19 protein-coding genes are annotated in these 20,203 nt (G+C 64.2%); 15 read left to right on the top strand and 4 right to left on the bottom strand.

Annotated elements, in window-relative coordinates:
• Window positions 1-148 precede the first annotated feature (148 nt).
• From Lysil_RS11960 to Lysil_RS11910, 11 genes are all read left to right on the top strand, one after another.
• A complete protein-coding gene (locus Lysil_RS11960; protein WP_240600540.1) occupies window positions 149-742 on the top strand; it encodes an XrtA/PEP-CTERM system exopolysaccharide export protein in 594 nt (197 codons plus the stop codon).
• Window positions 739-2,331: an XrtA system polysaccharide chain length determinant gene (locus tag Lysil_RS11955; protein WP_129588439.1), complete on the top strand. Its 1,593-nt coding sequence runs from the start codon at window positions 739-741 to the stop codon at window positions 2,329-2,331. The genes Lysil_RS11960 and Lysil_RS11955 overlap by 4 nt, the downstream gene beginning before the upstream one ends.
• Window positions 2,332-2,345: 14 nt before the next feature.
• Window positions 2,346-3,041 (top strand): P-loop NTPase family protein, encoded by a 696-nt coding sequence (locus Lysil_RS11950; RefSeq protein WP_129588438.1) that lies wholly within the window; start codon window positions 2,346-2,348, stop codon window positions 3,039-3,041.
• A 63-nt stretch (window positions 3,042-3,104) separates the two neighbouring features.
• The gene (locus tag Lysil_RS11945; protein WP_129588437.1) at window positions 3,105-4,367 is read left to right on the top strand and encodes a porin family protein; all 1,263 of its coding nucleotides are present in this window, start codon (window positions 3,105-3,107) and stop codon (window positions 4,365-4,367) included.
• On the top strand, window positions 4,333-5,496 hold the full coding sequence (locus tag Lysil_RS11940) for a glycosyltransferase (RefSeq protein ID WP_165782488.1): 1,164 nt from the start codon (window positions 4,333-4,335) through the stop codon (window positions 5,494-5,496). The genes Lysil_RS11945 and Lysil_RS11940 overlap by 35 nt, the downstream gene beginning before the upstream one ends.
• A complete protein-coding gene (locus Lysil_RS11935; RefSeq protein WP_103075769.1) occupies window positions 5,493-6,614 on the top strand; it encodes a glycosyltransferase in 1,122 nt (373 codons plus the stop codon). Before Lysil_RS11940 ends, Lysil_RS11935 begins: the two co-directional genes overlap by 4 nt.
• Window positions 6,604-7,923, top strand: coding sequence for an O-antigen ligase family protein (locus tag Lysil_RS11930; protein ID WP_165782487.1), 1,320 nt, complete (start codon window positions 6,604-6,606; stop codon window positions 7,921-7,923). The genes Lysil_RS11935 and Lysil_RS11930 overlap by 11 nt, the downstream gene beginning before the upstream one ends.
• Window positions 7,920-8,945: a polysaccharide deacetylase family protein gene (locus tag Lysil_RS11925; protein WP_103075767.1), complete on the top strand. Its 1,026-nt coding sequence runs from the start codon at window positions 7,920-7,922 to the stop codon at window positions 8,943-8,945. Before Lysil_RS11930 ends, Lysil_RS11925 begins: the two co-directional genes overlap by 4 nt.
• Complete coding sequence (locus Lysil_RS11920; protein ID WP_165782486.1) at window positions 8,945-9,664, top strand: polysaccharide deacetylase family protein; 720 nt, start codon at window positions 8,945-8,947, stop codon at window positions 9,662-9,664. Before Lysil_RS11925 ends, Lysil_RS11920 begins: the two co-directional genes overlap by 1 nt.
• Window positions 9,661-10,791: a glycosyltransferase family 2 protein gene (locus Lysil_RS11915; protein ID WP_103075765.1), complete on the top strand. Its 1,131-nt coding sequence runs from the start codon at window positions 9,661-9,663 to the stop codon at window positions 10,789-10,791. Before Lysil_RS11920 ends, Lysil_RS11915 begins: the two co-directional genes overlap by 4 nt.
• Window positions 10,791-11,975: a glycosyltransferase family 4 protein gene (locus Lysil_RS11910; RefSeq protein ID WP_129588436.1), complete on the top strand. Its 1,185-nt coding sequence runs from the start codon at window positions 10,791-10,793 to the stop codon at window positions 11,973-11,975. The genes Lysil_RS11915 and Lysil_RS11910 overlap by 1 nt, the downstream gene beginning before the upstream one ends.
• Here the strand turns inward: Lysil_RS11910 and Lysil_RS11905 are convergent.
• Window positions 11,951-12,700, bottom strand: coding sequence for a YdcF family protein (locus Lysil_RS11905; protein ID WP_103075763.1), 750 nt, complete (start codon window positions 12,698-12,700; stop codon window positions 11,951-11,953). The two genes, Lysil_RS11910 and Lysil_RS11905, sit on opposite strands and share 25 nt — an antisense overlap.
• A gap of 32 nt (window positions 12,701-12,732) precedes the next feature.
• Between Lysil_RS11905 and Lysil_RS11900 the strand changes: the two genes are divergently transcribed.
• A complete protein-coding gene (locus Lysil_RS11900; RefSeq protein WP_205756935.1) occupies window positions 12,733-13,275 on the top strand; it encodes a serine O-acetyltransferase in 543 nt (180 codons plus the stop codon).
• Window positions 13,276-13,292: 17 nt separating this feature from the next.
• On the opposite strand, the gene Lysil_RS11895 is transcribed toward Lysil_RS11900, so the two are convergent.
• Window positions 13,293-14,780, bottom strand: coding sequence for an oligosaccharide flippase family protein (locus tag Lysil_RS11895; RefSeq protein WP_103075761.1), 1,488 nt, complete (start codon window positions 14,778-14,780; stop codon window positions 13,293-13,295).
• 120 nt (window positions 14,781-14,900) lie between these two features.
• On the opposite strand from Lysil_RS11895, the gene Lysil_RS11890 reads away from it, so the two are divergent.
• From Lysil_RS11890 to Lysil_RS11880, 3 genes are all read left to right on the top strand, one after another.
• Complete coding sequence (locus tag Lysil_RS11890; RefSeq protein ID WP_103075760.1) at window positions 14,901-15,341, top strand: J domain-containing protein; 441 nt, start codon at window positions 14,901-14,903, stop codon at window positions 15,339-15,341.
• A 95-nt stretch (window positions 15,342-15,436) separates the two neighbouring features.
• Window positions 15,437-16,669, top strand: coding sequence for a carboxylate--amine ligase (locus Lysil_RS11885; protein WP_103075759.1), 1,233 nt, complete (start codon window positions 15,437-15,439; stop codon window positions 16,667-16,669).
• A complete protein-coding gene (locus Lysil_RS11880; protein ID WP_103075758.1) occupies window positions 16,666-18,582 on the top strand; it encodes a choice-of-anchor Q domain-containing protein in 1,917 nt (638 codons plus the stop codon). Before Lysil_RS11885 ends, Lysil_RS11880 begins: the two co-directional genes overlap by 4 nt.
• A gap of 15 nt (window positions 18,583-18,597) precedes the next feature.
• On the opposite strand, the gene Lysil_RS11875 is transcribed toward Lysil_RS11880, so the two are convergent.
• Window positions 18,598-19,401: an alpha/beta fold hydrolase gene (locus Lysil_RS11875; protein ID WP_103075757.1), complete on the bottom strand. Its 804-nt coding sequence runs from the start codon at window positions 19,399-19,401 to the stop codon at window positions 18,598-18,600.
• Complete coding sequence (locus Lysil_RS11870) at window positions 19,398-20,189, bottom strand: serine aminopeptidase domain-containing protein (protein WP_103075756.1); 792 nt, start codon at window positions 20,187-20,189, stop codon at window positions 19,398-19,400. The genes Lysil_RS11875 and Lysil_RS11870 overlap by 4 nt, the downstream gene beginning before the upstream one ends.
• Between the last annotated feature and the right edge of the window lie 14 nt (window positions 20,190-20,203).

The raw sequence follows: 20,203 nt of genomic DNA, 5'->3' as shown, positions 1-20,203 counted from the left end.
AAATTCGATGATTCAAATCATCATGAATGCGGGTGGGAAAATCAGAAAACACCTACTTGCCGCGACTTGCAAGCGGGTGTAGATTCGGCGATGAAGTTAGGAGCAAGCCATGAGCAGGATGCTACGTTTGGCATGCACAGTAATGTGCATGATGTTTCTTTCCGCGTGTGCGACCAGTGGAACCGGCGCTCGTGCCGATGCCCCACCGGCAGATGCCACGCAGGCAGTCAAAGCCTATCTGATCGGCGTGGACGATGTCGTCCAGGTCTCGGTCTGGCGCAACCCGGAGCTCGGGATCACCGTACCGGTGCGCCCCGACGGCAAGATTTCGGTTCCGTTGATCGGCGATGTCGCCGCCGGTGGTCGTACCCCGGAACAAGTCGCCGACGACATCAAGCAGAAGCTGACCGCCTACGTTCGCGATCCGCAGGTCGCGGTGATCCTCACCGAGTTGCGCAGCCACGAATACCTTTCGCGGGTGCGGGTGACCGGCGCGGTGCGCAATCCGGTCTCGGTGCCGTGGCGGCAAGGCATGACGGTGCTGGATGCGGTCCTTGCCGCAGGTGGCGTCACCGAATTCGCCGCTCCCGATCGCACCGAACTGCATCGGCGGCCGAAGGAAAATATGCCCGGTGGCAACTATCGCGTGCGCCTCGACCAGGTCCTGAACAAGGGCGACCTGGGCACCAACTACACGTTGACGTCCGGTGATGTCATCTCGGTGCCGGAGCGCGTGCTGTGAGTGTGCCGTTGTTGTCGGGGAGCAACGCCACGGTATCTCTGCAGATGCGCGAAAGCACCACCACCCCGCACGAACTCCTGCGCGGCGTGGCCAAGGATTTCCGCAGGCGGCCGGTGCGTTACGCCGCGATCTTCACCGCCATCGCCCTGCTCGGCCTCGTCGTGGGCGTGATGCTGCCGAAGAAATATGCCTCGCGCACCACGATCGTGGTCGAGGACAGCAACATCATCCGACCGTTGATGGAAGGCCGCGCGGTGCCGACCGCAGTGGCCGATCGCGCGGCGCTGGCCAAGGAAGTCGCCTTCAGCAACAAGGTGATGCACGAAATCCTGCGCGTAGGCGGCTGGATGGACGCCCCGCTCAGTCCGATCGAACAGGATCGCCTGATCGAGCAGGTCAAGAACCGCACACAGATCGATACCGGCGAAAAACTCATCCAGATCGAGTATTCCGATTCCGATCCGCAACGTGCCTATGCGGTCACCAAGGCACTGGGCGACCAGGTGATCAGCGAAAGCCTGGCCGCCAAGGCACGCGAAAGCCGCGAGGCGTTCCAGTTCATCGACGCCCAAGTCAATACCTATCATGACAAGCTCAAGCAGTCGGAAGCGCGTCTGGAAGCCTATCGTTCGGTCAATCCGGATGCACGCCCAGGCGTGGAAACCGAGGTCAATGGTCGCATCGCCGATCTGCGCCACCAGGTGGATACCGCCGACATGGACTTGCAGAATGCGCGCTCGAAGGAAACCGCGATCAAGACCGAACTCGGCAACGAAAGCGAAGTGAACGCGGTGCAGACCCGTGAGGGCCAGATCCGTGCACAAATGGCCGATTTGATGAACCAGCGCGCCAAGCTGCTGTTGACCTATACCGACCAGTACCCGGACGTGGTGCGGATCAACCACCAGCTCGATGACCTGCAGGCGCAGCTCAAGAACGCCGAAGCCACTCGCAAGGTCGCCAGCACCGCGCAAGGCGGCTCCAGCCTGGAAAGCACCAGCACCATCAATCCGTTGTATGGCGAACTGCGCAGCAAGCTGGCCGCCGCGCGCAGCGAAAGCGCCTCGATCAATGCACGTCGCGGCACCGCCGAACAATTGCTGGGCGGCGCGATGGCGCAGAATCGCGGGATCGCCGCTGCCGCCAGTGCGTTGGCGGAACTGACCCGCGACTACGAAGTCAATCGCGATCTCTACCAGGATCTGTTGAAGCGGCGCGAGAACGCCCGCCTCTCGATGAACCTCGACGAGGGTCATCGCGGCATGAGTTTCCGCGTGCAGGAACCGGCACTGGTGCCGGTGCGCGCCAGCGGCCTGCGGCTGATGCACGTGGCGATCGCCAGCCTGGTGGTGGCCTTGCTGCTGCCACTCGCCTTGCTCCTTGCAACGGTGAAGTTCGACCACAAGCTGCGCTCGCCGGAACAGGTGGAAACGCTGTCGGCGGTGCCACTGCTTGGCGTGACGCCGCGCTATGCGACGCGTGCCGGTCGCGCATCGATGCTGCGCCAGGCCGCGTTCGCGGCCAGCCTGTTCCTGGCGGTGCCGGTGGTCTATGGCGCGCTGGCGATCTTCCGCGCGGGGGGATTGTGATGGAGGGTGGAATCATGGAAACCCAACGCGACCATGCGCTGATGCGGCCGCCGGGCAAGACCTTGACGCCGGCGCAGTTGCGCGAACGCAGCACGATCTACCGCGCCAGCGTGGCGCAACCGGAAGTCGACGCCTTTCGCGACCTGCGCACCAAACTGCTGTCGATGATGGATGGCAATTTCGTCACCCTGATCGCGCCGGTGTCGGCCGGTTGCGGCAGCAGTTTCGTTGCGCGCAACCTTGCCGCCGCCTTCGCCTTCGACGATGCCCGCACCGCGCTGCTGGTCGACTGCGACATGCGTCATCCCTCGCAGCACGAGGTGATGCGCATCGACAGTGGCGACGCCCATCTGGCGAACTATCTGCAGGGACAGGTGGATGACATCGCCGAATTGATCCACGACACCGGCGTGCCGCGACTGGGCCTGATTCCTGCCGGCCCGCCACGCGAGAACAGCGCGGAACAATTCGCCACCCCGCAGATGCGCCTGCTGGTCGATTCGCTGCGCAGCCACTATGCCAATCGCTATCTGTTCCTGGATGCGCCGCCGGTGGAGTCGTCGCCGGATGCGCGGATCCTGGCCGAGATGGCCGACATCGTGGTGCTGGTCACCGGTTATGCCATGAACACGGCGGAAACGATCTCCCGTGCCGTGCAGCAATTCCCACCGGAAAAATTCGCAGGCGTCGTTTTCAACGACATGGGGTGAACCGTGCGACATACACGCCGAAAGGATTCCTGGCGTCTACACATTCTTGCAGCATCGTTGATGATGGCCCTCGGATCAGGGCCGGCGATGGCCCAGAACAGGATCAACTACGAACTGGGCGTATCGGTCCTGCACAGCGACAACATCGGGCTGATTCCCGATCATCCGCAGGACGACTGGGTGATCGCGCCGACACTGACGTTCGACGTGCGCCGCGACTCGAGCAATCTGCGGCTGACGGCCCACGGCATCGCCCAGTACCTCGATTACGCCCAAGGCAGCTTTCCCAACAGCGCACGCGGTGCATTGGCCGCGCAGGCCAACTGGGTGATCTCGCCGGGACGGCTGGAGTTCATGGCGGCCGATCACTTGACCCGTCGTCCGGCCGACAGCCTGGTGTCGTACAACCCGGCCAACGCGCAGCAGATCAATGTCTTCGTCGCGGGACCGACCTGGGTCGCGAGTCTCTCCCCGACCACGCGATCGCGCTTCGACCTGCGCGTCAGTGACAGCGTGGCGGCGAAAACGCATGAAATCGATGGCCAGCAATACCTGCTCTCGGGCGCGATCGATCACGACCTCGCGCCGAACCGTTCGATCAGTGGCGCCGTGACGACCGAACAAGTCAGGTTCAGCAAGCTCTCGAAGAGCGATGACTATGATCGCGAGAGCATCTTCGCGCGCTATGACACCCGGATGCGCACGATCCTGTTGCAGACGGACCTCGGCTGGTCGCGGGTGAACATACAGAAGCAGAACGTCAGCGCGTCCGGGCCACTGGTCCGCATCGATGTTGCCTGGATCCCGAGCAGCAGCCAGGCCCTGCACCTGCGCCTGAGCCAGCAATACGCCGACACCACCGAAGACGTGGTCGCGCACAGCCTCGACGAACGCTACGTGTTGATCCAGGACTTCCTCAACGCCGAAGGCGTGGTGACGCCGCAGGTCTACCGCGACCGCCGCGCACTGATGTTCTACGACTATCGCTCGGCACGACTGACGTTCAAGGCGGATATCGAATCTGATCGTGCCACGCCCTTGCAGCCCGGTGGCGAAGGCTGGCGTGCATTGCTGGGCAGCCTGTCAGGCTCGTACCGGCTGACGCCGTCATGGACCTTCAATGCCTACGCCGCGGCGTTCCGTCGCACGCTGACCCAACAAATCGGCAACGACCGCAATCAATTCATCGGAGCCGGGTTCGGCTATCGCTGGAATACGCACTGGAATGCGCGCATCGATCTCCAGCATCGCACCCGCAACACGCCGGTGCATACCCAGAACTTCAAAGAGAATGGAATCGTCTTCTACATCGGCTACCAGCCCTGAACCACCGGCCGGATTGCTGGTGGTAACGGACACCAGCCTCTCGGTGACCGGGGGCAGCGAACAATTCCTGCGCAGCCTGTTGCGCGGGTTGCCACGCCATCGCTATGCGGTCACCGTCGTCGAACTGGCGTCCGGTGCCATCGTGCCGATGCCGTCTCTCCCCGGCATCAAGGTGCTGCGTGTTCCGGTCGCCGCGGTTTATGGCCGCAGTGGATTGCGCGCCTACCAGGTGCTGCGCCGGCTGTTGTCCAGCGGTCGTTACGACATCGTGCAATCGCAACACGAGAAGGCCGACGTCCTCAATGCATTGTTGCCCAAGCGGCGTGGCGTGATCCACATCTCCAATCGCCGTGACATGGGTTTCAAGAAGAGCAATCGCCTGAAGCACGCGTTTCGCCTGCTCAATCATCGCTTCGACCGCGTGGTGGCACCAGCGCGACAGATCCTCGATGCATTGGCGACGCACGAGCACCTGCCGTTGTGCCGGGCCACGGTCATCCCCAATGGCGTGGACACGCTGCGCTATCGCCCGCGCGAGGCGACATGGCGCGAGGCGCGGCGGCGAGCGTTGGGCCTCGGAGTCGACACCGTGGTGTTCTGCTGCGTCGCACGATTGACGGAAGTGAAGTGTCCGCTGGTGCTGGTCGATGCCTTCGCACGACTGCACGCCGAGTATCCCGATGTGCGCTTGTTGCTGGCCGGGGACGGCCCGATGGCCGATGAAGTCCGCCGCAAGGTGGACGCAAGTGGACTGGCCGGCAACATCGACCTGCTGGGCTCGATCGATGCGGTTGACGACCTCCTGCCCGCCTGCGATGTCGCAGTGCTCGCGTCCTCGTCCGAAGGCATGTCCAACGCATTGCTCGAGGCGATGGCGTGCGGCTTGCCTGTCGTCGCGACCGCCGTTGGCGGCAACCTGCAACTGGTGAAGCCGGGGGTCAACGGCGTGTTGGTGCCAGCGCATGATCCCGCGGCGTTCGCCGAGGCGATGTTGTCGCTCGCACGCGACGCGCACCGCCGCCACGACCTCGGGCAACGCGCACGCAGGATCGTTGAGGAAGAGTTCTCGGCGGCGCGGATGATCATCGCCTACGACCATCTGTACCGCGGCCTGCTGGGGCTGGCATGAGGCCGGTCGTCCATCTGCGTTCAAGCGCGGGGCTGTACGGCGCCGATCGCATGGTGCTGGCGCTATCCCGCCATCTGCCTGCGGCGGGACAGCCGAGCCGGCTCGTCTCGATCGGCAATCACCACCTCGGGCATTCCCCGCTGCATGAAGAAGCGTGCCGACGCAACCAGGAAGCCATCCTGTTGCCGAGCCATGGCCGCCTCGATGCCAGCGCTGTGGCGTCGCTGCGCGGGCTGTTGCGTTCGCAACAGGCCGGATGCATCCATGCGCACGATCCCAAGAGCGTGGTGTACGCATGGCTGGCGACGCGCGGCCTCGATTGCCGCTGCGTGGCGACGACGCACGGCTGGGTCGAGACCGGCGCCGCGCTGCGCCTTTACAACCGGATCGAGCGCGCATTGCTGAAGCGCTATGACGCGGTGGCGGTGGTGGCACGGCAGCAGGTCGATCGCCTGATCGCCGCCGGGGTGCAACACACGCGCATTCACGCCATCGCCAATGGCATCGAATTGCCGGAACCGGCGTCGCGACTGCAACGCGCCGAGGCGCGGCGACACTACGGCTGCGAACCGCAAGACACCGTGTTCGCGGCGATCGGCCGATTGGCGCTCGAAAAGAATTTCGCCTTGCTGCTGAAGGCAATGGCACGCATCGGCACCGGGGCACCGATCCGCCTGCTGGTCGCCGGCGATGGCCCGGAATATTCCGCGCTGGCCTATCTCGCGAACGCGCTAGGGCTGGAGTCGCAAGTGACATTGCTTGGGCATGTGGATGATTGCGCGCCGCTGTACGCCGCGATGGACGTGCTGGCCCTGCCCTCGCTCAGCGAAGGCATGCCGCTGGTGGTGCTGGAAGCCATGGCCGCCGGCAAGCCGGTGCTGGCCAGCGCCGTCGGCGATGTCCCCGCCCTGCTCGCGCATGCGCCCGGTTCGAAGGTGTTGCCGCTGGACGAAGCCGCCTGGGCGCAGGCGATGCAGGCGGCGATCGGCACCCGCGTCGATGACGCTGCGGCCCGGGCATACGTGCGGGATCGCCATTCGGCGCAAGTGATGGCTGCGCGGTATGCCGAACTCTACCGGCAGTTGTGGAGAAACGATGGTGTCGCACGTGCAGCCTGATCCGGCCGGCATGCACTTCCCGCTCGCCGAGCGCGGATTGCATTGGCGTTCGCCGGTGCCGGTCGCCGTCGCGGACGAGGTGCAGGCGGCTGCCCCCGCGCGTCGATACCGCAACAATTGGCCGTTGTACCTGTTCGTGTTCCTGTTGCCGCTGCAGAACATCCAGACCGGCTACATCCCGCAATTCGGTGGTGGGCTCAACTTCCTCAATGTCTTCTTCGCGTTGTCGCTGCTAGGGGCGTTCGTTTGCGGTGGTCGGCTGGTGCGGCGCGAGTCCGTCAACATCGCCGTCCTGGTCTACATGCTGTACGCCGTGGTGTCATACCTGGTCGGCTCGCAACTGGTCAGCGACGGCGACCGCATCAACGTGCTGAAGGATCACCTGATCGCGGTGTCGCTGGTCTACGTCGTGCAGATGAGCGTGCGCGACTGGCCGCAGGCGAAAAAGATCATGATCGCCAGCCTGCTGCCGCTGCCGTACATCGCCAAGGTCACCTGGATACAACATACGTCGGTGGCGAAATGGCATTACGGCGATGCCTTGCGCATCAAGGGCACGTTCGCACTGCTGGGCGCCAACGAATTCGCCGGCTTCTGCGTCACCATGGCCGTGCTGTGCTTCGCGCTGCTGATCGCGGTGCGAATGCCCAGGCTGCTGCGTGCGCTGGTCGCACTCGGCCTTTCCTGCGCGGTCTTCTGCATTCTCTTCGCTTACTCGCGCACGGCCTACGTCGCGGTCGCGGTCGGCCTGATTTGCGTGCTGCTGGCTTGGCGCGGACGCTGGAAACTGATGCCGCTGTTCCTGGTCGTGGCGATCGCGTTGCCGGCCATCCTCCCCGAATCGGTGATCGAACGCTACCAGAGCACTTCGGTGGAGGAAGGCAAGCAGGATGAAAGCACGCGGATGCGCATGGTGTACTGGGGCATCGCCTGGGACAGCTTCGTCGCCCACCCGGTGACCGGCACCGGCTTCAATACCTTCGCGCGAAGGGTGAATCCATATCACATGGATACCCACAACCTCTATCTGCGCACGTTGGCGGAAGGCGGCGTGATCGGTGCGCTGGTGTTGCTGTCGCTATTGCTGGCGCTGTTCTTCCTCTGCATCAAGCGACTGCGAAAGGCTCTCCCAAGGAGTTGGCAATACGGAATCGCATTGGGAATGCTCGGCGCATGGTCCGCGCTGGTCGTCGGCAACGTGTTCGGCGACCGTTTCACCTATTACCCGATGATCGGCTGCTTCTGGGTCTATGTCGGCCTGTTGCTCAAGTCGCGTGATCTTCCCGTCGCGAACGGGGTGCGGCGATGACGCACGAACTGTTCCTGCTGGCGAAGTACGGATTTGCGCTGATGGCGCATTACAGCGGCGCGGACTCGCTCTACCGCTGGCTGTGCGGCCCGTCGCTGGCGGTGCTGATGTACCACCGCCTGCGCGACGAATATGATCCCGCGCCGCTCAGCACATCACCATCCACCTTCGCGCGTCACGTCCAATGGTTGCGCGGCAAGCGTTGGCTGGTTTCGCTGGAGGATGGCCGCGTGCACCTGTCCACGCACCGGCGCGGGCCGCGCTATGCCATCACCCTGGACGATGGTTACAAGGACAACCTGAACATCCTCGCGATGTCACCACCACCGCCGGCGACGCTGTACGTGGTCACCTCGCTGATCGGCGGGACATTGCTGTGGTACTACCGACTGGCGCATGCGATCCAGAATGCCGGCAATCCCGTGATTGATCTTGCTTTCCTCGGCATGGACCGGGTCGACGTCACGAATGCCGCCACGCACCCGCAGTTGTTGCAGCGGCTGGCGGATCGCATCAAGTCACTGCCACCACGCGAGGTCGAATCCGCGGTGGATCGCATCTTCGAAATGGCGGCGCCCACCGAGCCATTGCCGGGCGCGGGAGAAATGCTGGGCTGGGATGGCATCTCCGAACTGCAAACGCATGGCATCGAAATCGGCGCCCATACCCATACCCATCCCCTGCTCTCGCAAACGGATGATGCCCATGCACGCGAGGAAATCACCGTCTCCACCAGCGTGTTGCGGCAAGGGCTGGGACGGCGACCGCGCCACTTCGCCTATCCCAACGGCCGTGCCCAGGATTTCGGCCAGCGTGAGGTCGAATTGTTGCGGGCCGCTGGCTATGTCACCGCCGTCACCACCGTCGAACGCCTGAATCGCGCCAACACCGATCCCTACCGCATCGGCCGCATCAATGCCTTCGATGCGCGTTTCCGCGCACCGGGTGGCGGTCTGTCGAAAGCATTGTTCTTCAGCGAAACCAGCGGCCTGCTCGGCTGGTTGCGACAATGGAGGCAGTGATGCGCCGCATGCACCTGATGTATCACGGCATCCATGACGGCACTTCGTCGCCGGGACATTTCGATCCGGTGTACAGCATCACGCGACAACGCTTTGCGCGCCAACTCGACTGGATCGCGAACCGGGAACACCCCAATCTCTTTCACATCACCTTCGACGATGGCGACGTCAGCAATGTCACCGCGGCATTGCCGATGCTGGTCGAACGTGGATTGCACGCCACCTTCTTCATCACCAGCGGATTCATCGATCGCCCCGGCATGCTCCGGCGCAGCAACGTGCGCGCGCTCGCCGATGCCGGCATGCACATCGGTGCCCACGGCATGAGTCATGGCTTCCTCGAAGACATGGATGTGGAGACGTTGCGCCGCGAGCTGCACGACAGCAAGGCAGTGCTCGAAGACATCACCGGCAATGCAGTGGATGCGATGGCATTGCCCGGCGGGCGCGGCGGTGCGCGCGAACTGGACGAGGCATTGGCCTGCGGCTATCGCGATCTCTACGGTTCCCGTCCCGGCCCCGACGAAGATGACCCGCAGCCGCGCTGGCGCAACCGCATCGCCATTACCCGAGAACTTGGTGATGCGAAATTCGCGGCACTGGCGAACTGGAGCGGACCAGCCGCACATTGGGCGCGCCTGCGCCATGGCGCATTGGCCGTCCCCAAGCGCATGCTCGGCAATGCCCGCTACCAGCGATTGCGCGCGGCCCTGACGTGAACGCCAGCGCACTCATGTTCTGGCTGTGCATGGCGATGCTGGCCTACGCCTATCTCGGCTACCCGCTGTTGTTGCGGATCGCCGGTCGCGGCCGCAAGCGTTCCGTCGACGCCGCACCTGGTGCACTACCGGAAATCACGGTCGTCATCGCCGCCCACGACGAAGAAACACGAATCGCCGCGCGCACCCGCGACATCCTGGCGCAGGACTATCCCGCCGATCGCATACGGGTGATCGTGGTCGACGATGGCAGTAATGATGCCACCTCGCGCGCGGCAAACATTGGCGATCCGCGTTGTCGCGTCATCACCCTCACTGACAATGACGGCAAGGCGTCGGCGTTGAATATTGCGTTGCGCGCAGTGACCACTCCGATCACCGTCTTCGCCGATGCCCGTCAACGCTTCGAACCGGGCACATTGCGCGCACTGGTCGCGCCGTTCGACAACCCCCGCATCGGCGCAGTGGCAGGCGAACTTCGCTTCCGCAATGAAAGTGACGGTGACAATGACCTCGGCCTGTACTGGCGCATCGAACGCCAACTCCGCCATGACGAATCGGCGCTGGGCTGGCTGCACGGCGTCAGTGGCGCGATCCACGCCCTGCGCACCTCGCTGTTCGTGCCGATGCCGGCAGGCACGCTGCTCGATGACATGTGGTTGCCCTTGCAGGTGGTGTTTTCCGGACACAGGGTGTGGATGTCGGAGCGCGCGATCGCCTGGGACACGGCATCCGCGAACCACGGCGAGGAATTCGCGCGCAAGGTACGAACGCTGGCCGGGAACTGGCAGTTGATCGCACGATTGCCGCGATTGCTCGTGCCATGGCGCAACCCGGTGTGGTTCGCTTGGTATTCGCACAAACTGAGCCGCTTGCTGGCACCGTGGGCGATGCTCGCCGCCCTGCTCGCCTGCGCGTTCTCGGGCGACCCGCTGTATCGCGCGTTGTTCGTCGCGCAGTGCATCGGATACGGGATTGCGCTGTTCGCCATCGCTGTGCCTGGCACGGCGCGACGATTGCCATTCGCCATCACCGCTGGCACCTTCCTGATGCTGAACACCGCCGCGTTGTTGTCGTTGCCGGCGGCGATATCACGTGATGCCAATCGTTTGTGGAAGCCGCACTGATGGCCCGGGTGCTGATGGTCACCAGTCGCCTGCCGTGGCCGCCGACGGAGGGTCACCAGTTGCGTTCTTGGCATTTGTTGCGGGCTCTGTCGCGCCGCCACCAGGTCACCCTGCTCAGTTGCCTGCGTCCCGAGGATGCAGCGATCGCGCAAGACGATCTGCCAACGAATGTGGCGCGGCTGGTTGTCCACCCATTGCGACAGGATGCGCTGTCCACCGCCACCCAGCTGGCGTCGAGCCTGGCGGGACCGCTGCCGTACGTCGTGCATCGTTATGCCGATGCGCGGCTGAAAACATGCCTCGGCGAACTGGCAAGCGATGCCGATCTCGTCCATATCGACATGCTGCCGCTGATGGCCTGCGCCGAATGCGTGCCATCGGGCGTTCCCATCATCTACAACGCACACAATGTCGAACATGCGTTGCTGCGCGTGCGTGGCGACAATGAATCGCGACCGCTGCATCGCGCCTTCCTGCGCAGCCAGACCGGCAGGTTGAACAGGTTCGAGGAAGCCGCCTGCCGACGCGCAGATCTGGTGCTTGCGTGTTCGGAACAGGATCGCGCCCAGCTCGCGACGATGGGCGCGCGCGATGCCATCACCGTCCCCAACGGTGTCGATCTCGACAGCAACCGACCGGGCAGCGGTGATGAAGACGGCAGTCTCGTATTCGTCGGACAGATGGGCTGGTTCCCCAATCGCGACGGCATCGAATGGTTCCTGGCCGATGTGCTGCCGAGGGTGCTGATGCATCGACCCGGCCTGCGCTTCACCCTGGTCGGCAAGTCCGATGGTTTGCACGTTCCAGGGAACGTTTCCGGCAACGTCGATGTCAGCGGCTTCGTCGAGGATTTGCGACCGTTGCTGCAACGCGCCTCGGTCTATGTCGTCCCCTTGCGCATGGGCAGCGGCACGCGCCTGAAGGTGCTGGAAGCGATGGCCTTCGGCAAGGCCATCGTCACCACGTCGATCGGCAGCGAAGGCATCGATCTTGAAGATGGTGTCCACGGCGAATTCGCCGACGATGCGCAGTCATTCGCCGAACGCATCCTCGCCTTGCTCGACGACCCCGCCCGGCGCGCCATGCTCGGGCGCGAAGCGCGGCGGCTGGCGGAAGCACGTTATGGCTGGGATGCGATCGGTGATGCGATGCTTCCGCACTACGAGCGGTTGCTGGCGGCATGAACGCGCCATGCCTGCCACGCATAGGCGACACGCCCGACCAGTTCGTGCAGTGCCTGTTCGGTCTTGACCAGTGCGGTGCGACGCGGCAGCAGGTAGCCAACGCCATCCATCGCCACCACCCCACTCGTGCCTGCAACAGCGCAGATCTCGATGCCGGCGGCGTGGAAGGCCATCGCTGCACGTTGCAGGTGTGCCGGCGATGTCACCAGCCGCGCCCGGGTGATATCACCGCGCAACGCGAAAGCGTTCTCCCAGGTGGTGCGGGAACGCGTTTCCGTGCGCAAGCCTGCCGGTGCGAGACCACGTTGTTCCAGCCGACGGGCGACGACCTCGGCTTCGGCGATGCGTTCCCGCCCGCCACCGGACACGTGCAGGATCGCTTGCGGATCGGCCAGCGCCAACCGGTACGCGATATCCATCCGCTCGAAATTTTCCCTGTTCAACGCGGCGCCATCATCGGGCGAATGCGGCGGACGGTCGAAGCCGGCCGTGAGCAACACGATTGGCCAGTCGCCCTGCGTGGCGGCGCATTCCTTCACTTGCGGATGGCGTTCGGCCAGCCACAGCAACGCGTTCGCGCACAGCGGCGTACAGGCGAACACCGCGAGGACAACAACGCCCTGACAAACCCGTTTCGCGATCCGCGGCAGGCGTGTGCCGAACACTGCCAACGCCAGCGCCGCCAGCGCCAACCATGTCAGCGGCGACAATGCGAAGTCGCTCATCGCGTGCACTCGATTGCCAAGGCGAGCCCGTCATGTTCGCCGCGCTGAGGGAGGATTTCCGCACCTACCTTGACGAACATGCGGGCGCACCGAGATGGCGTGCGCCGGCCCATGCGTTCTTCACCTACGGCTTCCTGGCGACGCTGGTCTACCGCTACGTGCGCTGGACGCGGCGGATTCCATCGCGCCTGTTGCGGCTGCCGTTCACGCTGGTCTACCTGCCACTGAAAGTGTCCAGTGATCTCGCCCTCGGCATCCAGATCTCGGCCAATGCCGACATCGGTCCGGGACTGCACATCGGTCATCACGGCGGCATTTTCCTCCATTGCAATGCCGGCCATCATCTCAGTGTCGGCCAGGGCGTCACCATCGGCTACAAGGGTGCCGGGAAATCGACCCGCTGGCCACGCCTCGGTGACAACGTCTACATCGGTGCCGGCGCCAAAGTGATCGGCGACATCACCATCGGCAACGGCGTGGTGATCGGCGCCAATACCGTGGTCACCCGCGATGTTCCCGCACGCATGCGCGTGGTCGGCGCCGCAGTGCGGATGAGCCCGCTCGACTGCCCGTGATGATCGCGCCTGACTGCTCATGTCGGTTTGCCGATGCCGAAGCGGCCCAGCAACCGCTGCAACAGGACACGCGCACGCGCATCCAGCGCCAGCACCATGCCCGCGTAAACAACTGCACATGTTCCGCTGCCAAACAGGAAGCGCATCCAGCCTGGCGTCAACACGCCGGCCAGCCACCATGCGATGACGAGGCAGGCGATTGCTGCCAGCAGCGCCCGCGCGACGACACCCGGTGCCGGGAATTGCAGCAAATTGCGCCGTACGAAAATGCAATACGCCAGGCCAAGCACCAGCGTGCTGATCGCGCTGGCATAGACCGAGCCCATGACGTGGAAGCGCGGGATCCACCACAGGTTGAGCGCGACGTTGATCGCCAGGCTGGACAGCATCAGCACGAGGATCTTGTGCGTGCGTTTTTCCAGCAGCAGGCCAAAGCCGGACAGCGCCAGCAACGGATACAGCGCGAACACCATGCCGAGGACCGAGAACACCGGCCCGGAAGCGGCCTTGGCCGCACCACTGAGCGCGATGATGGCGTCGCCGCCGAACAGGCCCAGCAGCATCGCCATGCCGATGCTACAATAGGTCATCGGCAACAGCACCCGCTGCTTCAACGCACGCACCGCGTCCGCGCCTTCGGTCTGGTACAGGCGATTGGCGGTCGGGATCAAGGCATCGAACACGCTGGTGTTCATGAAGGCGTTCAACTGCATCGCCAGCGATGCGCCCACGCTGTAGATGCCGACCGCAGCAAATTCGCCCAGCATGCCTTTCAGCATCAGCCGATCGACCACGACGATCGCGACGGCGACGATCTCGTTGGCCACCATCGGCACCCCGTAGCGCATGCCTTCGCGCATCCGTGCGAACGACACGTGCGAACGCATGAAGCGGACGTGGCGACGCACCCACGCTACGTACCACCCGGTGACCAACACTGTCGCGGCCAGCTTGCCGCCATAAGCGGCGATGGCGCTGTGGCTGAGCAACACCACCGCACCGACCATCAACGCCACTTCCAGCCAGCGTCCGACAACGCGCGTGACCAGCACCGTGCGCGATTGTTCGCTTGCACGCAGGATGGTTTCCGCCAGGCTGGAAAAACTCGACATCGGCACCGCGAACATCGCCATCCAGAACACCAGGTGCTGTTGGGCGCCGGTCGCGCGATCGATCGTCGCCATCACCACCAGCAATACCAGCCACAACAGCAGCGAACACGCCAGCGGCAGGTAGAAGAAATTGGTGAAGAACGCCGCGCGGTCGCCGGCATCCTCGCCATGCGGGTAAAACCGCAGCAGCGAATGCTGGGCGCCGAATTTGGCAACTGCGACCGCCAGCAACATCCAGTTGTCGTAGTAGCCAAGGATGCCGTACTGGGTGTTGTCCAGCAGGCGCGTCATCAACGGGAAGGACACCAGTCCGGCGAGGATGGTGGAGACGTTGCCAAGGGAATAGCGCAGGTAATGGCGCCCGATCCCGTCCGCTGCGGTGGTTCCCCTCATGTCTGCAGCGCCTGCCTTCCCTGCCCGCTTCTGCGTTGCATTGTAGCCACCATCGGACTAGGATCGAACGATCATGATTGGTCTGCGCAGGATGCGTTCGACGACCGGGAGGGAATCCGCATGACGAGCGATTTCACGGCATTGTATGCATCGCTCGACGTCGATCCCGACTGCGACGTCGATACCCTGAAACATTTGTTCCGCCGTCGCATCGCCGAACTTCATCCCGACCGTGGCGCGGCGCTGAGCGAAGAAGACCTGATGATGCTGTACCTGGAGGCATTGCGCTTCCATCGGCGCCATGGCCGTTTTCCGGGAGCGCGCGTCCGTGGTGCGGCCATCCAGCCAAGAGCCGTCGAAGAGCAACTGCCGCGCCACGAGGTGGTTGCGGCTGTCCACCCCGACGAAAGCGGCGACGACGCAACGCGGAAGCAGGTGATGGCGGTGACGCTGCTCACCCTGCTCGGGCTGGCGTTGCTGGGCCTTGGAATCTGGGCGGTCGATGGCGCGGATCCGCTGACTGCCGCGACCGGGCCGCCATGGGGAACCAGCGCTGGCTGAACGCGTGCTCGCCGCCAATGCGGTGACCTTGCATCCATGCCTTGCCGCAACGACCGCGAATGTGCTGACTTCACGTGAAGGATCACGGACAAACGATGGACGAAAGGATTCCAGCGCTGGTGATGGGAGCCGGGTTTACCGGCCTTGGTGCCCTGCGCGCGATACATGACGCCGGCATCCCGGCATGGACGGCTTGTCCGCCGGGCGACCTCGCCGCCCATTCGCGCTGGTTCCGCCCGTTCTTTGGGACACCCGCATGGGATGGTTCGACCACAGGGGTCGAGCAAGCCTTGGCGCGTGCGGATATCGGGCCAGCGGTGTTGATTCCCTGCGCCGATGACATCGCCGACTGGGTGGCGCGCAACGCTGTCGGCGGCCGGGTGATGGATCGCTATCTCGCGAGCACCAGTTCCGCGACGACCATGCGCATCCTGCAGGACAAGGCACGCTTCGCCGATTGGCTCGAGGGCAAGGACATCGCCTTCCCGCGCACCTTTACCGTGCATGACGATTCCGATTTCGACCACTTGCCGTTCGCACAGCTCGATCGCGTCTTCATCAAGCCGATCGATTCCCAGAGTTTCAGCCGCATCACCGGGCGCAAGGGCGTGTGGGTGGAGAACGCCCGCGCCTGTCGGGAAACCTGGTCGCAATTGCAGGCACAGGGGCACGGCATGATCGTGCAGGAATACGTCCCCGGCCCCGTTGGCAACCACGTGTTCGTCGATGGCTTCCGCGATCGCGCCGGCCGCTATCCCGGCCTGTTCGCGCGCCGGCGCACCCGCATCCACCCACCCGATTTCGGCAACAGCACGTTCTGCCGCAGCATCGCGCTGGAGGAGATCGAACCAGCGGTGATGGCCTGCATGCGCCTGCTCGACCAATTGGATTACCGCGGCATCTTCAGCGCCGAGTTCAAGCAGGATGCACGTGATGGCGAGTACCGCCTCCTCGAAGTGAACACGCGGGCCTGGTGGTACGTCGAATTCGCCGCGCGCTGCGGCGTGAACGTCTGCGAGATGGCATGGCGCGATGCGCAGGAACTGCCGGTGGCGGCGGTGCGTCGCTATCGCATCGGCAAGGGTTGCGTGAACTGGATCGAGGATGCCAACGCGCTGAAGCATGCGCGCGCCTCGATCACCACCGCACTGCTCGACTGGCCCGGCGCCTATGAGCACGTGTACCGCTGGAACGATCCCCGCCCGGCCATCCATCGCGTGTCCGTCCAATTGCGCCGTTCCCTCGCGCGCAGCGTCCACCTGGTACCAGCGACCACCCAGGTTGCGGTCTCCACTTCCAATTTCCCCCCCATGGATCCCCCGCCATGACTACGTACAAGACAGCCATTCCTGCCCGTCGCCATCCGCGCATCCGCATGCTGCCATTGCCGCTCGGCATCGCCGCCGCGCTGCCGTTGGCGATCGCCTCGCCGCTGTCGTTCGCGGCCAACACGTATTACGTGCGCAGCGATGGCGGTGATGCCACCCAGTGCACCGGTCTGGTCGATGCCGCTTACGACGGCAAGAGTCGCAACTGCGCGTGGTCCAGCCCGAACATTGCGTTTCCGCTCGGCCAGACCACGCCGACCACGCCACTGATCGCCGGCGGCGATACCTTGATCATCTCGCCGGGCAGTTATAAGATCGGTGTCGGTGCGCCAGGAACGGCCAACTGTTCGCCGAGTTGGAGCTACGACTGTTACCCGCCGCCGATTCCCTCCGGCGCGACCTGGGACACGCGCACGCGCATCCTCGGCAAGGACTGGACGACGTGCAGCACCAAGCCGGAACTGTGGGCGAGCGGGCGCGCCGATCGCGTCCTCAACCTCACCGGCAGCCAGAACGTCGAAGTGCAATGCCTCGATCTCACCGATCATGCCAGTTGCGCTTACGCGCACAACCATTCCGGAACGACCACGCCGGGGGCCGTCACCGCGGCATGTCCCGCCAATCCGCCGTTCGGCGACATCGGTGCCGACGGGATCGTTGCCGTCGGCGCCGGCAAGACCTTCATCGGCAACGTCGATGTCCACGGCTTTCCGCACAATGGCGTGTCGGCGGGGAAACTCACCGACTGGACGTTATACAACGTGCGCATCCTCGGCAACGGCTGGGCTGGTTGGGACGGTGATGTCGCCTATGGCAGCCAGACCGGATCGAGCAACAGCGGGACCATCGCCTTCATTGGCGGCGAGATCGCCTGGAACGGTTGCATCGAGAACTACGTCGATCACACCTACTTCGGTTGCTGGGGACAGCTGGAAGGCGGTTACGGCGATGGCCTTGGCACCGGGCGCACCGGTGGCAACTGGATCTTCCAGGGCACCAAGGTGCACCACAACACATCCGATGGCATCGACCTGTTGTACGCCAACGGCACCGGCAGCGTGACCGTGCGACAGGTGTTGTCATACGCCAATGCCGGCAATCAGGTGAAAGTCGCAGGCCCCGGCCTGATCGAGAACAGCGTGATCATCGGCAACTGCAACGCCCTCCTCGGCTATCCGACCTCGGCGCTGGAATCCGATGACCTGTGTCGCGCCCTCGGCAATACCGTCTCGATCGACCTGCTCACCGGCGCGAACATGGTGACAATGCGCTTCAACACCATCACTGGCCTCGGCGATTGCGAGGTCATCAGTGGTGGCGGCGGCGCCGGCAGCGCACTCGTGTTGCAGAACAATGCCATTTCCGGCGACCTCGACTGGCGTGCCAACCTGCAGGGCAATACTGGCGAGCTCACTTGCGCCTATTACCAAGATGGTGGTGCGGCACAAGTGATCTTCCAGAACAACCTGTTCTGGAACCTCAAGAGTCCCCCATGCAGCGTGGGCACCGGCAACATCTGCGGCAAGCCACCATTGTTCGTCGATGGCAACTACAAGACATTCAACCCGACGCCGCAGCAGAACAGCCCGTTGATCGATGCCGGTTTGTCGATTCCATCGGTCACCCAGGATTACACCGGCAATCCACGCGTATATGGCGCAGGTCCGGACATTGGTGCGGTGGAACTGCAACCGGCAACCACGCCGAGTCCGACACCCGCACCCACTCCGGTTCCGCCGGCACCAACACCGGCGCCAACCCCGGCACCAAGTCCGAGTCCGAGTCCGACACCGTCGCCTGCTCCACCACCGCCTCCACCTCCTCCGCCCTCCACATCGCCCCCGCCCCTGCCGATCACCACGCCCAACAGTCCGGCGGTGAAACTGCCGCCGCCACCGCACCCGGCGCCCTGATCGAACCCGTCGGCGTCAACCCGCAACGGAGGATTCCGCTGCGGGCAGCCACGCATCCAGCCAGGCAGCGATGTCGTCGAGGACTTCCGCACGTTGGTGCGGAACGAACAGGATGTGGTCGATGTCCGGGCGATGACGCAGGCGCAGGCGCGGATCATTGCCGGTCGCGGCGAAGCTGGTGTGCATCTGCCGCGGATGCAGGAAGTACTCGGTGACCCCAGCGGTATAGAGCACGTACATGGCGATTCCGGCTGTCGCCATACGGCGATTGCCGTCGATGAATTCGCGCTGCGATGGCCAGTCGCGTCCGGCGGGCGCCGCGCCGCCGTCGTTCCATCCGTGCCGCAACCATCGCTGCAGCATGTGACCCCAGGTCGCGACCGGCCGCGACGCGAAGTGCTGCAACTGCGCCCAGCGGAACCACAGCCCACGCACGGCACAGGGATCGAGCAACAACAATCCCTGCACGCGCGCATCCAGTGGTGGCAGCCTCCAGGCAAGATCGGCGGCGCTGCAGATGCCGCCCACGATGAAGCGCTCACAGCCATTGGCAGCCGCAGCGATGTCCATCGCTTGGCGGATATGCTGTTGCCGGTCAACACCGCCCGCAGGCGCATCGCCCACTGCCGGCAAGTCGAAACGGAACAGATCGATGCCGTGGGGCGCGAGGTGATCGGCGAGTTCGATGTTCATGCGCGCCGGCCCGCCGCGATGGATCAGGCCGGCATTGAGCATCAGCATCGTCGCACGCGGCGGCCGCTGCGGATCGGCGCGATGGAGGAATCCATAGCCATTGCCCACTGGCAGCAATTGCATCATGTCGTGGCCTCCTGCAGCCGCGAAAACAGGCGTTCACTCGCCGGATCTGCCAGGCGCACCGGGATGATGGCTTCGAAATCGACTTGCCATGGCCACGCATCGAATGCCAGTGACAAGCGAATCACGTCAACGGCCCGCATCCACGATTGCAGCGCGCCGTCGCTTTCCAGCAAGCAGGTCGTTGGCAAGGAAAGCAGCGGCCATTGCAGTCGACGCAGGTCGCCAATGCACTGCGGATCCAGGTCGTAACCCATCAGTTCGCCTACGCGTGCCTGTGGCCCAGTGCGAAGTGGAAAGCGACTGGGCGACTGCCGCTCGCGCGCGTCGATCATTTCGAGCGCATCGACCCATGCCGCGCCGGAAAGCGCCGGCTGCCACCACCAGGCCATGTCGGCGTCGAGTCCACCGGCAATTGCGTGGGCGGCGAACAGGCTGCCCATGCGCACGCCGCAGATGATGCGCGGAACTCCCTCTTCCACCGGAACAAGCGCATCCCAAACATGACGAATATCGCGGATCGCGCCTGCGCTGGCGAAATCGCGTGTCGATCCGCTGGAGTCGCCGCTGCCGGAATAATCGAAGCGGATCACTTCGATGCCGTGGCGCGCCCAGTGTTCGGCAAGCTGGGCGAAGAAGCGGTAGCTGCGGGCATGTTCGTGCAGCAATGGCGGGCACAGCAGGACGCGGGCACGCAGCGGCATCGCGCAGCGATGACGGACAGCAAACAGATGCCCGTCGCCCTGCGGCAACAGCAGTGGTTCGATCTGCGGCGTTGTGCCCCCCGACAAGACTCCCTCCTCGC

Source organism: Solilutibacter silvestris, assembly GCF_002895945.1.
Classification (GTDB): domain Bacteria; phylum Pseudomonadota; class Gammaproteobacteria; order Xanthomonadales; family Xanthomonadaceae; genus Solilutibacter; species Solilutibacter silvestris.
This window is presented reverse-complemented; position numbering and strand designations above follow the sequence as displayed.

What these genes read in the sequence shown, in the direction of transcription:
- Lysil_RS11960 (WP_240600540.1), top strand. Translation starts at nt 149, where the DNA reads ATGATGTTTCTTTCCGCGTGTGCGACCAGTGGAACCGGCGCTCGTGCC.
- Lysil_RS11950 (WP_129588438.1), top strand. Translation starts at nt 2,346, where the DNA reads ATGGAAACCCAACGCGACCATGCGCTGATGCGGCCGCCGGGCAAGACC.
- Lysil_RS11945 (WP_129588437.1), top strand. Translation starts at nt 3,105, where the DNA reads ATGGCCCTCGGATCAGGGCCGGCGATGGCCCAGAACAGGATCAACTAC.
- Lysil_RS11940 (WP_165782488.1), top strand. Translation starts at nt 4,333, where the DNA reads ATGGAATCGTCTTCTACATCGGCTACCAGCCCTGAACCACCGGCCGGA.
- Lysil_RS11935 (WP_103075769.1), top strand. Translation starts at nt 5,493, where the DNA reads ATGAGGCCGGTCGTCCATCTGCGTTCAAGCGCGGGGCTGTACGGCGCC.
- Lysil_RS11925 (WP_103075767.1), top strand. Translation starts at nt 7,920, where the DNA reads ATGACGCACGAACTGTTCCTGCTGGCGAAGTACGGATTTGCGCTGATG.
- Lysil_RS11920 (WP_165782486.1), top strand. Translation starts at nt 8,945, where the DNA reads ATGCGCCGCATGCACCTGATGTATCACGGCATCCATGACGGCACTTCG.
- Lysil_RS11910 (WP_129588436.1), top strand. Translation starts at nt 10,791, where the DNA reads ATGGCCCGGGTGCTGATGGTCACCAGTCGCCTGCCGTGGCCGCCGACG.
- Lysil_RS11905 (WP_103075763.1), bottom strand. Translation starts at nt 12,700, where the DNA reads ATGAGCGACTTCGCATTGTCGCCGCTGACATGGTTGGCGCTGGCGGCG.
- Lysil_RS11900 (WP_205756935.1), top strand. Translation starts at nt 12,733, where the DNA reads ATGTTCGCCGCGCTGAGGGAGGATTTCCGCACCTACCTTGACGAACAT.
- Lysil_RS11895 (WP_103075761.1), bottom strand. Translation starts at nt 14,780, where the DNA reads ATGAGGGGAACCACCGCAGCGGACGGGATCGGGCGCCATTACCTGCGC.
- Lysil_RS11890 (WP_103075760.1), top strand. Translation starts at nt 14,901, where the DNA reads ATGACGAGCGATTTCACGGCATTGTATGCATCGCTCGACGTCGATCCC.
- Lysil_RS11885 (WP_103075759.1), top strand. Translation starts at nt 15,437, where the DNA reads ATGGACGAAAGGATTCCAGCGCTGGTGATGGGAGCCGGGTTTACCGGC.
- Lysil_RS11880 (WP_103075758.1), top strand. Translation starts at nt 16,666, where the DNA reads ATGACTACGTACAAGACAGCCATTCCTGCCCGTCGCCATCCGCGCATC.
- Lysil_RS11875 (WP_103075757.1), bottom strand. Translation starts at nt 19,401, where the DNA reads ATGATGCAATTGCTGCCAGTGGGCAATGGCTATGGATTCCTCCATCGC.